General features: G+C 70.9%; 13 protein-coding genes. 1 reads left to right on the forward strand and 12 read right to left on the reverse strand.

Annotation, left to right across the window (positions count from 1 at the left end; all coding sequences use genetic code 11):
* Positions 1-17: 17 nt before the first annotated feature.
* Complete coding sequence (locus tag KV106_RS35665) at positions 18-761, forward strand: tRNA-uridine aminocarboxypropyltransferase (protein ID WP_261216506.1); 744 nt, start codon at positions 18-20, stop codon at positions 759-761.
* On the opposite strand, the gene KV106_RS35670 is transcribed toward KV106_RS35665, so the two are convergent.
* The 12 genes from KV106_RS35670 to KV106_RS35725 form a co-directional block, all read right to left on the reverse strand.
* Complete coding sequence (locus KV106_RS35670; RefSeq protein WP_261216507.1) at positions 664-1578, reverse strand: ABC transporter permease; 915 nt, start codon at positions 1576-1578, stop codon at positions 664-666. The genes KV106_RS35665 and KV106_RS35670 overlap by 98 nt on opposite strands.
* Positions 1579-1581: 3 nt before the next feature.
* The gene (locus tag KV106_RS35675; protein ID WP_261216508.1) at positions 1582-2616 is read right to left on the reverse strand and encodes an extracellular solute-binding protein; all 1035 of its coding nucleotides are present in this window, start codon (positions 2614-2616) and stop codon (positions 1582-1584) included.
* 41 nt (positions 2617-2657) lie between these two features.
* The gene (locus KV106_RS35680) at positions 2658-3722 is read right to left on the reverse strand and encodes an ABC transporter ATP-binding protein (protein ID WP_261216509.1); all 1065 of its coding nucleotides are present in this window, start codon (positions 3720-3722) and stop codon (positions 2658-2660) included.
* Complete coding sequence (locus KV106_RS35685) at positions 3719-4522, reverse strand: ABC transporter permease (RefSeq protein WP_057593600.1); 804 nt, start codon at positions 4520-4522, stop codon at positions 3719-3721. The genes KV106_RS35680 and KV106_RS35685 overlap by 4 nt, the downstream gene beginning before the upstream one ends.
* The gene (locus KV106_RS35690) at positions 4519-5553 is read right to left on the reverse strand and encodes a CobW family GTP-binding protein (RefSeq protein WP_261216511.1); all 1035 of its coding nucleotides are present in this window, start codon (positions 5551-5553) and stop codon (positions 4519-4521) included. The genes KV106_RS35685 and KV106_RS35690 overlap by 4 nt, the downstream gene beginning before the upstream one ends.
* Entirely contained in the window at positions 5550-7154 is a 1605-nt protein-coding gene (locus KV106_RS35695) for an amidohydrolase family protein (RefSeq protein WP_314733664.1), read from the reverse strand. Before KV106_RS35695 ends, KV106_RS35690 begins: the two co-directional genes overlap by 4 nt.
* 146 nt (positions 7155-7300) lie before the next feature.
* Positions 7301-8194, reverse strand: a complete 894-nt coding sequence (locus KV106_RS35700; protein WP_177239591.1) for a helix-turn-helix domain-containing protein — start codon at positions 8192-8194, stop codon at positions 7301-7303.
* A 144-nt stretch (positions 8195-8338) separates the two neighbouring features.
* Entirely contained in the window at positions 8339-9364 is a 1026-nt protein-coding gene (locus tag KV106_RS35705) for a Bug family tripartite tricarboxylate transporter substrate binding protein (protein ID WP_261216513.1), read from the reverse strand.
* Between the two features lie 70 nt (positions 9365-9434).
* Entirely contained in the window at positions 9435-10346 is a 912-nt protein-coding gene (locus KV106_RS35710; RefSeq protein WP_261216515.1) for an HpcH/HpaI aldolase/citrate lyase family protein, read from the reverse strand.
* Between the two features lie 27 nt (positions 10347-10373).
* The gene (locus tag KV106_RS35715) at positions 10374-11618 is read right to left on the reverse strand and encodes a CaiB/BaiF CoA transferase family protein (RefSeq protein WP_093356086.1); all 1245 of its coding nucleotides are present in this window, start codon (positions 11616-11618) and stop codon (positions 10374-10376) included.
* The gene (locus KV106_RS35720) at positions 11615-12106 is read right to left on the reverse strand and encodes a MaoC family dehydratase (protein WP_261216518.1); all 492 of its coding nucleotides are present in this window, start codon (positions 12104-12106) and stop codon (positions 11615-11617) included. The genes KV106_RS35715 and KV106_RS35720 overlap by 4 nt, the downstream gene beginning before the upstream one ends.
* Positions 12103-13338, reverse strand: a complete 1236-nt coding sequence (locus KV106_RS35725; protein ID WP_057593608.1) for an acyl-CoA dehydrogenase family protein — start codon at positions 13336-13338, stop codon at positions 12103-12105. The genes KV106_RS35720 and KV106_RS35725 overlap by 4 nt, the downstream gene beginning before the upstream one ends.
* Between the last annotated feature and the right edge of the window lie 3 nt (positions 13339-13341).

Here is a 13341-nt window from a genome sequence, read left to right on the forward strand (position 1 = left end):
TGCCCGAGAATCGGCGCATGCCCCACGCCGTCTCCCTGCTGCGCGCCGAACGCCTCGCGCGCAGCGTCAAACCCTTCCTGGCCCGTGGCGGCTTCAAGCGCGAACGCTGCGCCGGCTGCCGGCTCGCGCCCAGCCATTGCCTGTGCGCGCTGCGGCCCTCGATGGCCACGCGCGCGGGCGTCTGCCTGATCATGGGCGACATCGAGGCGCTCAAGCCCAGCAACACCGGCTGGCTGATCGCCGACGTGGTCGAGGACACCTTCGCCTTCGGCTGGTCGCGCACCGACGCCGATCCCGCGCTGCTGGCCCTGCTGGCCGATCCGCAATGGCAGCCGTACGTGGTGTTTCCGGGGCAGTACGCCGCGCCCGCGCGGGTGGTGGAGACCGTCGCGCCGCCCGAGGCCTCGCAGGGCCACCCCGCGAAGCGCCCGCTGTTCGTGCTGCTCGACGGCACCTGGGCCGAGGGGCGCAAGATGTTCCGGCGCAGCGCCTACCTCGCGCAGCTGCCGGTGCTGAGCCCGGTGCTCGCGCGCAGCACGCAGTACCGGCTGCGCCAGTCGGGCCGCGACGACCACCTCTGCACCAGCGAGGTCGCGAGCCTGTGCATGGAACTGGCCGGCGACGCGCTGGCCGCGCAGATCCTCGACGCCTACCTCGCGGTCTTCACCCACCACTACCTGCAGGCGAAGAACCAGTCGCCGGTCGATGCGCAGGGCGAGGCGCATCGGCGGCTGCGGGCGCTGTCGGCCTTGCGGGCCTGAGGCCGGCCTGCAGCGCCATCCCGATCCCGAGCACCGCGACCAGCGTCACCGCCAGCAGCATGAAGGCCAGCGCCGCGCCGAAGGGCCAGTTGTTGAGCCCGACGAACTGCTGGTAGATCTCGGGCGTCATCATGCGAAAGCGCGGCCCGCCGATCAGCACCGGCGTGGCATAGGCGTTCATGCAGAGGATGAATACCAGCGACATGCCCGCGATCACGCCCGGCATGGCCTGCGGCAGCACCACGCGGCGAAAGGCGGTGAAGGGCCGCGCACCGAGGTTGGCCGCGGCCTCCTCGACGTTGCGCGGAATGCCCTCGATCACGCTGGCCAGCGTCATCACCATCAGCGGCAGCACGATCGTGACCATCACGCCCACCACCGCGGGCTGGTGGAACATCAGCTGCAGCGGCTCGCGCGCCAATCCGCTCCATTGCGCCAGCGCATTGAACAGCCCGCTGTTGCCCAGCAGCGCCATCCAGCCGGCCGAGCGCACCACGTTGCCCACCATCAGCGGCAGGATGGTGGCCAGCGTGAGCCACATCTTCCAGCGCCGCGGCATGCGCGCCAGCGTGTAGCCGGCAGGCAGGCCGAGCAGCAGGGCGATGCCCGTGGTCAGCGCGGCCACCTTCAGCGTCACCCCCAGCACCTCGCGAAAGTACGGGTCGGCGAACAGCTGCACGTAGTTGCGCGCCGTGAAGGCCTCGACCATCAGCTCGGTCGGCGTGTAGAGGTTGAGCGAGTAGCGCAGCAGCATCGCCATCGGCGCCACCATCAGCGCCAGCACGATCGCGATGGCGGGCAGGGTCAAAAGACGCATCGCTCAGGCCGCCTTGAAGTCGCGCGACCAGTACTGCTGCAGCGCCGGCATCGCCTGCGCGAAGTAGCCGAAATCGGGTACCTTGAAGCGCGACTGCTCCTCGGGCGTGAAGGCGATCTGCGCGGCCAGCTCGGGCGGCAGCTTCGCATTGGTGACGGTGGGCACGTAGCCCATGCGCTCGGCGAAGGCCGACTGCGCGCCGGCATCGAGCATGGCGTTCAGGTAGGCGAAGGCGTTGTCCTTCTGCTGGCTGTTCTTGGGCACCGAGGCGGTGAAGGTGGTCGGCACGATGCCCTCGGCCGGCACGGCCGCCGCCACGCTCACGCCGGCGCGCCGCCACTGGTGGACGCGGGCGCGCCAGGCCAGGGTGATCCAGATGTCCTCGGCCTTGAGCGCCTGCGCCACCGCCTCGTTGGTGGCGAAGATCTTGGGCGCCAGCGCCTTCATCTCGCCGAGCTTGGCCATGCCGGGCGCGAGGTCGCCCAGCGTGCCGCCGGCCGCGAGCGAGGCGGCGGCGATGTTGTAGGGGAACAGGATGTCGGCGAAGCCGACGCGGCCCTTGTACTTCGGGTCCCAGAGGTCGGCGAGCGACTTCGGCGCCGCCTTGATCTTCGCGGGGTTGTAGGCGATGACCAGGCCCGAGTAGATGTGCGGCAGCGCCTGCGGCTGGCGCAGCGCGGCGATGGCGTTCCTCGCGTTCGGCACGTTGGCCTCGGTCAGCGTCTCGAACAGGCCCAGCTGCGCGAGGCCGCTGGCCTCGAAGTCGACCATCGACACCACGTCGAGGCTGCCGCGGCGGCCGTTGCGCTCGGCCAGCAGCTTGGCCTTGCGCGGCGGGCCGTCGTCCACGCTCTGCACCGCCTCGATGCCCAGCGGCTTGAGCAGCGGCTGCTCGACATGCTTGCCGAGCAGGTCGCCGTAGTCGCCGCCCCAGGTGGCGACTACGACGCGGCCGCCGACGGCGGCCAGGGCGGGGCGGGCCGTGGCCAGCGGCAGCGAGGCTGCGGCCAGCAGCAGGGAACGGCGTGTGGAATGCATGGACATGATCGGAGTGGAGAGAGGGAAAGGGAAAGGGAAGCTCAGGAAGCCGTGGCATCCGCGGGCAGGGGCAGCGCGTGCTCCGCCGACCACTGCAGGCTCACGCGCTCGCCGATCGCGGGAGTGCTCCGTGCCGGCACGCTGGGCTGCGCGACCGAGACCGGGCCGACCTCGGTCTCGAAGTGCCACTCGGTCGTGCCGCCCAGGTAGGTGCCGAGCTTCACGCGCGCCGGCAGGCCGGGCGCGCCGGCCTCGGCGATGCGGATGCGGTCGGGCCGCACCATCAGCGCGAGCTCGCCGGTCGCGCGCGGCTGCGTCGCCGCGGTGGCGCAGGGCAGCAGCTGCGCGCCCGCGCGGAAAGCACCGGGCGCCTCGAGCCGTCCCGGCACCAGGTTGCAGCGCCCGATGAAGTTGGCGACGAACTGGTCGACCGGCTGCTCGTACACCTGCTGCGGCGTGCCGACCTGCCGCACCCGGCCATGGTCCATCACGGCCAGCCGGTCGGCGGTGGTGAGCGCTTCTTCCTGGTCGTGCGTCACCAGCAGCGTGGTGAGGCCCAGGCGCTGCTGCAGCGCGCGGATCTCGAGCCGCACCTCGGTGCGCAGCCGCGCGTCGAGGTTCGACATCGGCTCGTCGAGCAGGAACACCGCGGGCCGCACCACCAGCGCGCGCGCCAGCGCCACGCGCTGCTGCTGGCCGCCCGAGAGCGCGGCGGGCCGGCGCTCGGCCAGGTGCTCGAGCTGCACCAGCCGCAGCGCTTCCTTCACGCGCGCGGCCTGCTCGGCGCGCGGCACCTTGCGCATCTGCAGCCCGAAGGCCACGTTCTCGGCCACGCTCATGTGCATGAACAGCGCATAGCCCTGGAACACCATGCCGGTGTCGCGCGCATGCGGCGGCGCATGCGTCACGTCGCGTTCGCCGAACAGGATGCGGCCCGCGCTCGGCGGCACGAAGCCGGCCACCATGCGCAGCGTGGTGCTCTTGCCGCAGCCCGAGGGGCCGAGCAGCGCGAGCAGTTCGCCCTGGGCCACGCGCAGGTCGAGATGGCGCACCGCGACCGTGCGGTCGTAGGTGCACTGGAGGTTGTCGAGATGGAGATGGCTCAAGAGGTCACCCGGGACAGACTGACGAAACGATCGGCGACCAGCAGCAGCACGGCGATCAGCACGGTCTGCACCGTGCCGACCGCGGCCAGCGTCGGGTCCATGTTGAAGTTGAGGTAGCTCAGCATTTCCACCGGCAGGGTGGCGTACCCGGGGCCCGTGAGCATCATCGTCATCTCGAGGTTCTCGAAGCTGGCGATGAAGCTGAACACCGCCGCGGCCACGATGCCGGCGCGCATCGAGGGCAGCGTGACGCGCAGGAACACCGTGAGCGGGCGCGCGCCCAGGTTGGCCGCGGCTTCCTCGGGCGCGCGGCCCAGGCCCTGCAGGCTGGCCGAGACCAGGCGCACCGTCCACGGAATCGCCAGCAGCGCATGCGCGGCGATCAGGCCCGGCAGCGTGGCGACGATCTGCAGGTCGATGGCGTTGTCCACGCGCACGAAGAACACGTAGATGCCGGTGCCCAGCACCACGCCCGGAAAGGCCAGCGGCGACAGCAGCAGCGCCGACAGCGCGCGCCGGCCGCGGAACCGACCGCGCTCGATCGCATAGGCCGCCGCCGTGCCGGTGCCCACGCCGAGCAGCGCCGAGATCGCCGCCAGCTGCAACGACAGCACGAAGCTGCTTGCGAACTGCGGCTTGCTCCAGGCATTGGCGTACCAGTGCAGCGAATAGCCCTCGGGCGGGAAGCTCATGATCGGCTGCGCGAACACGCTGAGCCAGGCCACGGTGACCAGCGGCAGCAGCATCGCGGCATAGGTGGCGCCCACCAGCAACCGGCGCGCGACGGTGGTGGGCCTCATGCGCAGCTTTCCTCGAGCACGGCCGACAGCGGCCGGCCGATCGCATTCGGCCGCGTGGCCGCGTGCACGGCGATTGGCAGCGGCGGCTGCAGCTCGCGCAGTTCGTCGAGCCGCGTGCCGCGCACGATCACGACCAGGAAGGAGCCGTTCGCCGTGCCCGCGAACGGCAGCAGCGGGGCGAACAGCGTGCCCACGCACTGCACCAGCAGCGGCAGCCGCTCGCCGCGCACCGCGACCAAGCCCTTGACGCGCAGCAGACGCTCGCCGCACAGGCCCGCGAGGTTGTCGAGCCATTCGGCGAGCGCCTCGCGTTCCACCGGCGCGGCGAAGCGGCACAGCGCGGTGTGGATGTCGCTGTGCGCGGGCGCGTCGTCCGACACGGCCAGTTCGGGCATCGGCGAACGCGCGGCCGGCGGTGCGAGCGCGGCCAGTGCGCGCGCTCCCGCCGTCGGCTCGGCCACCAGTTCGGCCAGTGGATTGACCCGCGCGAGCAGTGCGCGTGCCGCCTCGGTGGCGCCCGCGGGCGCGAGGTCCTGCCGCGTCAGCGCGATGCGCTGCGCGCCCGCGATCTGTGCGGCCGCCTCGGGCAGCGCGAGCAGGGACTCGCCGCGCACGCAGTCGAAGGTGGCGACCACCTGCGCGCGCAGGTGCGCGGCCAGCGGACCGAGGCTGCGCAGCACCGGTCCGGGCCGCGCGAGGCCGGTGGTCTCGAGCACGATGCGCGCGAGCGGCGGCAGGCAGCGCGTCTCGCGCTCCTCGATCAGCGCCGCGATGGTGCCGGGCAGGTCGCCGCCCATCGCGCAGCACACGCAGCCGTTGCTCAGCAAGGCCATCGGCACCTTGGCGGCGGTGGCGGCGAGCACCGCGCCGTCGAGGTCGACCTCGCCGATCTCGTTGACGATCACGGCCGTGTCGGCCGCCTGCGGCAGCCGCAGGTAGCTCGACAGCAACGTGGTCTTGCCGCTGCCGAGGAAGCCGGTGAGCACGGTCAGTTCGATCGGCACCGGATGGAAGTCGCTCGCCGGATTCATGCCGTGGCCGCCTCGGTGCGGTTGTCCGCGACCATCGCGCGCACGTCGGCCAGCAGCTCGGCCGTGTCGTAGCAGATGCCGCCCGCGATGGTGCGGCTCAGGCCGCGCTGCCACTCCACGCGCCGGCTGTCGTCGTTCAGGCGCATCGCGCCGGTGCCGTAGAGCAGCTTGAAGTCCTCGAGCGGGTTCTGGTCGTGCACCAGCAGGTCGGCGCGCTTGCCGACCTCGAGGCTGCCGCAGTCGGCCTCGATGCCCAGCAGGTGCGCGCCCTCGAGCGAGGCGGCGCGGATCACCTCGAGCGGATGGAAGCCGGCCTCCTGCAGCATCTCGAGCTCGCGCACGAAGCCGAAGCCGAACAGCTGGAAGATGAAGCCCGAGTCGCTGCCCGCGCAGACGCGGCCGCCGCGGTTCTTGTACTCGTTGATGAAGCGCATCCAGAGCCGGTAGTTCTCCTTCCACTCGATCTCGTTCTTCGTCGACCAGCGGTACCAGTACGAGCCGTGGCCGCCGCGGTAGGGCTGGAAGTTGTCCCAGTAGGCCTGCCAGGTGTAGTCGTCGTGCCAGTCGGCGCGGCGCGTGCGCATCAGGTCGCGGTTGGCGTCGTAGATGCCGAAGGTGGGCACGAAGGCGAAGCCGAGTTCGAGGAAGCGGTCCATCGCGTTGCGCCAGGTGGCGCTGCCGGGCTGCGCGGCCTGGCCGAAGGTCTGGCCCGCGACCGAGAAGCGGAAGTACTCGTCGCCGTAGTCGTAGTCGGCCGGGTAGTTCTGCACCACGCGCTCCTCGAACAGCGCCTCGGGCAGGCCGTAGTAGTGCTCGGCGCTGGTCAGGCCCCACTGCGCGGTGGTCAGCGCGTTCATGCGCGTCACGGCCATCTGCGCATGGTGGCAGCCGCTGCGCAGGCCCAGGCTCGCGCACTCGGCCAGCGCGGCCTGCATGAGGGCCGGCGGCGCGCCGAAGAACTTCACGCCGTCGGCGCCGCGCGCCTTGAGCCGGCCCAGCCAGTCGCGCGCCTGCGCCGGCGTGTGCAGGGTCTTGAGGATGTCGTTGACGGCCGGGAAGTAGGCGTGCGCGAGGATGCGCGGCGCCGCGATGGTGCCGGCGGCCGCGCGCTCGCGCTGGTCCAGGGTCCAGCCCAGGCCGTTGAAGCAGCCCATCTCGCGCACCGTGGTCACGCCATGCGCCAGCCACAGCTTGTAGACGTAGTCGGCCGGCGGCGCATCGCGGCTGACGAAGGGCGAGCCGATGTGGGCATGGGCATCGACGAAGCCCGGCGTGACGAACTTGCCGTGGCAGTCGATCTCGTGTCGGCCCGAAGCCGGGCGCCCGGCCGGATCGATGGCGAGGCGCGGCGCGCCCACGCTGCGCATCTCGACGATGCGGTCGCGCTCGATCACGATGTCCACCGGCCCCCAGGGCGGCGCGCCGGTGCCGTCGATCACCGTGGCGCCGCGCAGCACCAGCCGCTCGAACGGCCCTTCGCCGCGGTCGCGCCGCGTGGCGCGCGCCTTCTCGGTGCCGCCGCGCAGCCGGAGTCCGGCCGCGATCTCGTCGCCGGCCTCGACGCCCGGCGTGCTGTCCTGCATCGCAGTTGCTGCTGTCACTCGAATCTCCTCGAACATCACCCGGAGAAGCCGGATGGCGAGGGCGATTCTTTCGAGCGAGGGGGCAGGCCGTCTCGGTCAATCCTGCGCGGCGGACAGCATGTTCTTGCTGCCGGGCCGGCGGGAGCGCGCGGTGGCGCGGTCCGCTACTGGCGCCGGGCCTGCCGGTAGACCTGCGGCGTCATGCCCTCGGTGCGGCGGAACAGCCGCGCGAGATGGCTGGAGTCGGAGAAGCCGCAGTCCATGGCGATCTGCAGGATGTTCTTGTCCGAGAAGGCCAGGTCGGCCTTGGCCAGCCGCAGCCGCGCCGCCACCAGGTGCGCGTGCGGCGTGAGCCCGTAGCGCTGCTTGAAGCGGCGCGCGAAATGGAATTCGCTCATCTCGGCCAGGCGCGCGAGCCGCGCCACGCTCAGCGGCTCGTGCGGATGGCGCTCCACGTGGTCGAAGGCCGCCTGCAGGCCTTCGTGCGCCGGCGGCGCCTCGGCATGGACCACGCGCCCGTAGCTGCGCAGCAGGTGCGCCACCAGCGACTGCGCGATGCCGTCGGCATACATGCGCCCGGCCGCGCCGTCGGCATCGAGCGCTGCCACGAGTTGCGCGCCGAGCAGGCGGCCCACGCGGTCGTCGCGGTACAGCGGGCCGTCGCGCGGCTCGAAGTCCTCGAAGTCGATGCCGAAGCGGCGCGCGGTCGCGCGCAGCTCGCCGAGCGAGAAATGGATGTGCAGCAGGTCGAAGGGGCTGGGCGATTCGAAGCCCGTGCGCTCGATGGTGCGCGAGTCGATCAGCCGCACGCTGCCGCCTTCGATCGGGCCGTCCCAGATCACCGTGTCGTCCACGCGCGAGCAGGCGTCCATCGGCAGCAGCACCATCGAGAACATCATGAAGTCCTGCGAGGTCTCGATGTCGAACTGGAAGGGCCCGGCCGTCTTGCGCGTCCAGCGCAGCACCGACACCCCGGTCGACGGCAGGTTCATCAGCGCACCGGCGCTGCGCAGGCCCCACAGGTCTTCCATGTCGTTGAGGTCGCGCAGGGGCAGCATGAGGTGCGTTCGGGAAGGGGCGGCGAGCGCCGAGGCAGTCGAAAGTGCGCGAATTCTCATGCATTTTCCGGGCCAGTCACCGGGGGGTAATCCCGGTCCGGCCGCTGCCCGCGGCGTTCCCTCCGCTTCCCGCGCAGCGCGCGGCTACTGCGCCTGCAGCCCCAGCTCCTTCGTCATCGCCTGGTAGGTGGGCCAGGTGCGCTGGATGAAGCGCTGCAGTTCGGCGCCCGTCAGCGGCGCTTCCTCCACGCCGAGCTGCGCCAGCACATTCTTGACGGCCTCCGACCTGGACGCCGATTCGCGGCAGGCATCGGCGACGCGGCGCACCACGTCGGCCGGAAGACCCGCGGGGCCCAGGATCATGTTGCACTCGGTGAGGTTCTCGAACGCGGGCCCGGTGAAGCCCTCGTCGGCCCAGGTCGGAATGCCGGGCAGCAGCTTCTCCGAGCGCCCGCCCGAGATCACCAGCACCGGCCGGAAGCTGCCTTTCTGGATCCCGGGGCCCAGGCCTGCCAGCGAGCCCGCGCCGATGTCGATGTTGCCCGCCATCAGGTCGAACACCATCGGGCCCGTGCCCTTGTAGTTCACGATGTCGAACCTGGCGCCGGTCTGCTTGGCGAGCTGGGTCATCATGATCTGCCAGCCCGAGCCGATGCCGTAGTTGCCCACCGACACCGGCCGCTGGCGCGCGAGCGCGAGCAGTTCCTTGAAGTTCTTCACCGGCAGGTCCTTCTTCACCACCATCGGCGACACGCCGGTGCTGAAGGCCGCGATCGGCACCAGGTCCTTCGAGGTGTCGAGCGGCACCTTCTTGAGCATCACCGGTGCCTGCGCGAGCTGGCTGTGCAGCGTGATGAGCAGGGTGTAGCCGTCCGCGGGGGAGCGCGCCACGTTGTCCGCCGCGATCATGCCGATGCCGCCGGGCTTGTTCTCCACCACCACCGCCTGGCCCAGGCTCGAGGTCATGTACTCGGCCACCGCACGCGCGGTGGCGTCGTTGGACGAGCCGGGCGCCTGCGCGGCCACCAGCCGCACCGGCTTGGTGGGCCAGTCCTGCGCGAAGGCCAGCCGCGGCAGTGCGCCGGTGCCCAGCGCCAGGCCGGCCGCGAGCAGTTGGCGCCGGCGGGCGGCATTCAGGGGCAGGAACGGTTCGATCTTGTCTCGTTGCATTGCTTTGTCTCCTTCGGGTCGCTTCAGGTGACGCGGCTGCCGGCGGCAGCGCGTCCACGGGCACGCGCGCCTACATGCCGATGCGGTCGGCCCGCTCGACCAGGTTGCGCACGATGCGCACCGACGCGATGTCGATCATCTTTCCGTCGTACTGCACGGCGCCGAGGCCCTGCGCGAGGGCCTGGTCGTAGGCCTGGATCATGTCGCGCGCGCGCGCCACATCGGCGGCCGGCGGCGAGAAGGCTTCCTGCGCGAGCGCGACCTGCGAGGGATGGATGGCCCACTTGCCGACCATGCCGAGGATCATCGAGCGCCGGCATTCCTCGCGGAAGGCGTCGGGGTCCCTGAAGTCTGCGAAGGGGCCGTCGACGGCATCGATGCGGTGCGCGCGCGCGGCAATGGTCAGCTTGTGGCGCTGGTAGTGCCAGATGTCGCCGGGGTAGCCGCTGGCGCCGCCGATGTCGCGCAGCGAGATGCCCTGGCTCGCCGAGTAGTCGCCCATGCCGAAGATCAGGCACTCGAGCCGCGGCGTGGAGGCCGCGATCTCCTCGACCCGCATCATGGCCTCGACCTCCTCGATCAGCACGTCGATGCCGATGCGTTTCTTGAGGCCCAGCTTCTTCTCCATCATCGACAGCAGCTTGTCGACGAACTGCACGTCGGCCGCGCTCATCGCCTTGGGCAGCATGATCACGTCGAGGTTCTCGCGCGCGCCCTCGACCACCTCGATGATGTCCTCGTAGGCGTACTCGGTCGTCAGGTCGTTGATGCGCACGCAGCGCGTGGTGCGGCCCCAGTCGAGGCCGTTGAGTGCGTGCACGATCTTCGCGCGCGCGGGGCGTTTCTCCGACGGCGCGACCGCATCCTCGAGATCGAGGAAGACGAAGTCGACGTCCATGCCGGCGGCTTTCTGCATCATCTTCTCGCTCGAGCCGGGCACGGACAGCTGGCAGCGGCGCAGTCTCTGGGGGCGTTCTTGCATGGAACTCGTTTCCTTCAGGCAGTGGTTTCAGTGGATGACGTGGTCGGCGCGCAGCGCCGCGATCTCGGCCGGCGCGAAGCCGAAGCCCTGGAGCACCGCGTCGCTGTGCTCGCCGGTGAGCGGCGCGCGCCGGTGCACGCCGCCGGGCGTGTCGCTCATGTGGACGGGCGTGCCGGCCACGGTCAGCGCGCGCGCGGCGCCCGGCTGCTCGGTCTCCACCAGCATCCCGCGCGCGCGGAAATGCGCGTCCTCGAAGATGTCCTGCGCGTCGAACACCGGGCCGAACGGAATCTCCGCGCCGAGCAGCGACGACAGCTCGGCCTTGGTGTGGCGCGCGGTCCATTCGCCGACCAGGGCCTCGACCTCGGCGCGGTGCGCCATGCGCGCCTCGTTGCTCGCGTAGCGCGGATCGCTCGCGAGCTCGGGCCGGCCCATGCGCTGCACCAGCGGCACCCAGAAGCGGTCGTTGGGCACGCCGAGGCTCACGTGGCCGTCCTTCGCGGGGAACAGTCCGAAGGGACACAGCAGCGGGTGGCCGTTGCCCTCGGGGCCCGGCGACTCGTGCGAGGCGCTGTACTGGTAGACCAGCCGCTCGCAGATCGCCAGCACCGCATCGACCATCGACACGTCGACGAACTGGCCGCGCCCGGTGCGCTGCGCGCGCCAGCAGGCCGAGGCGATGCCGAAGGCGAGGAAGGTGGCGGGCACCAGGTCGCCGACGCCCGGGCCGATCTTGGTCGGCGCACCCGCGGGCACCGGGCCGGTGATGCCCATGATGCCGCCCATCGCCTGCGCGACCGGGTCGTAGGCCGGCCAGTCGGCGTAGGGGCTGCGGCCGCTGCGCGGGTCGCCGAAGCCGCGCATCGCGGCATACACCAGGCGCGGGTTCTCGGCGATCAGCGCCTCGTAGCCCAGGCCCAGCCGTTCCATCACGCCGCAGCGGTAGTTCTCGACCAGCACGTCGGCGCCGCGCACCATGCGCAGCAGCGCGGCCTTGCCGGCGGGCTGCTTGAGGTCGAGCGCGAGCGACTGCTTGTTGCGGTTGATCGAGGCGAAGTAGCCACCGAAGCCGCCTTCGGCGATGGTCAGCGCGCCGGGCAGGTGCGGGCCGGTCCGGCGCGTGGGGTCGCCGCCGGGCGGCTCGATCTTCACCACGCGCGCGCCCTGGTCGGCCAGCATCATGGTGGCGTAGGGGCCGGCCAGCATGCGCGTGAGGTCGAGCACGACCAGGCCGTCGAGCGCGCCGGTGGCGGCGGGGGCAGCCTGCGTCACCGGCCCGCCCAATGGCTCTTGCGCTTGAGCAGCACGGTGCGCTCGGCCTCGACGCAGAGCTTGTCGTCCTGGTTCAGGCCGTAGTGCCGGAAGCACACGATGCCGGCGTCTTCGCGGTCGGCCGCGCGCGCTTCCAGCACCTCGCTGTAGGCATAGAGGGTGTCGCCATGGAACACCGGATGCGACAGGCGGATCCTGTCGAGCGCCAGCTCCTGCAGGCATTGCTCGGCCGTGTCCTGGGCCGCGAGCCCGAGCACCATCGACAGGTTGATGCCGCCGAACACCACGCGCTGCGCGAAGATGCCGCGCGCATCCTGCTTCTTCATCGCGTCCTCGTTGAAATGGCCCTCGGCGGTGTTCATCACCAGGTTGGTGAGCAGCACGTTGTCCATCTCGGTCACGGTCTTGCCGCGGTGGTGGCGCAGCAGCAGGCCGACCTCGAAGTCCTCGAAGTAGTTGTCGGCGCTGGTGAGTTCGGCGCTTCTCATGCCGCGCCGCCTTTCTGCGCCACGGCCGCGAAGGCGCGCCCGGCGATCATGGCCTCGACCTCCGATTTGCCCAGCAGGCTGGTCGCGATGATGCGCTGCTGGATCTCCGAGGTGCCCTCGAAGATCTTCGTGAGCCGCGCGTCGCGCCAGTAGCGTTCGACCGGGAACAGCCTGGTGTAGCCCGCGCCGCCGAAGATCTGCATCGCCTCGGAGGTCACGCGCTCGGCCATCTCGGAGGCGAAGTACTTCGCCATCGAGGCTTCCTTGTCGCAGCGCCGGCCGCTGTCGATCGCGCTGCAGACGAAGTGCATGAGCTGGCGCGCCGCCTCGATCTCGGTCGCCATGGTGGCGATCTTGAAGCGGATCGCCTGGTACTCGGCGATCGGCATGCCGAACTGCTTGCGCTCGCCCGCGTAGGCGATGGCGTCCTCGAGCGCACCCTGGGCCAGGCCGATGGCACGCGCGGCCGTGTGGGCGCGCGCGCCTTCCAGGCCCTTGGTCATCAGGTGGAAGGCCTTGCCTTCCTCGCCGATCAGGCAGTCCGCCGGCACGCGCAGGCCGTCGAGCGCGAGCTCGAAGGTCTTCCAGCCGAAGTAGCCGATCTTGGGGATCGGCGCGCCGGTCATGCCCTTCGGAAAGCTGCCGCGTTCCTTCTCGATCAGGAAGCAGGAGATGCCGAGCCAGCGCTTGTCGGAGTTGGGCGGCGGCGCGGTGCGCGCGAACAGCGTGATGTAGTCGGCGCCGTCCGCGAAGGTGCACCAGTACTTGTTGCCGGTGATCACCCACTCGTCGCCGTCGCGCACCGCGCGGCAGGAGATCGAGGCCAGGTCGGAGCCGGTGTCGGGCTCGGACAACGCGCTCGCGTTGAGGAACTCGCCGCGCACCACGCGCGGCAGGTACCTGGCGCGCATCTCCTCGGGCATGGCGGCCTTGATCCAGCCGCCCTGGGCGCGCGCGACGATCGAGGCGACCGACATCCAGCCGCGCGCCAGTTCCTCGCAGATCAGGCAGTACTCGAAGTAACCGAGACCGAGGCCGCCGTACTGCTCGGGAATCATGATCCCGAAGTAGCCCATGTCGGCGATCTTCTGGCGCAGTTCCATCGGGATCTCGCCCTCCGGGCCGTCGAGCCTGTTGGCGACCGGCAGCACCTCCTTCATCGTGAATTCGCGCGCCGCGTCGCGGATCATGCGACGCTCTTGCGTCATGTAGCCCAGACCATCTTCCGACATCGT

This window comes from Variovorax endophyticus, assembly GCF_025376855.1.
In the GTDB taxonomy this organism is placed as follows: Bacteria; Pseudomonadota; Gammaproteobacteria; order Burkholderiales; family Burkholderiaceae_C; genus Variovorax.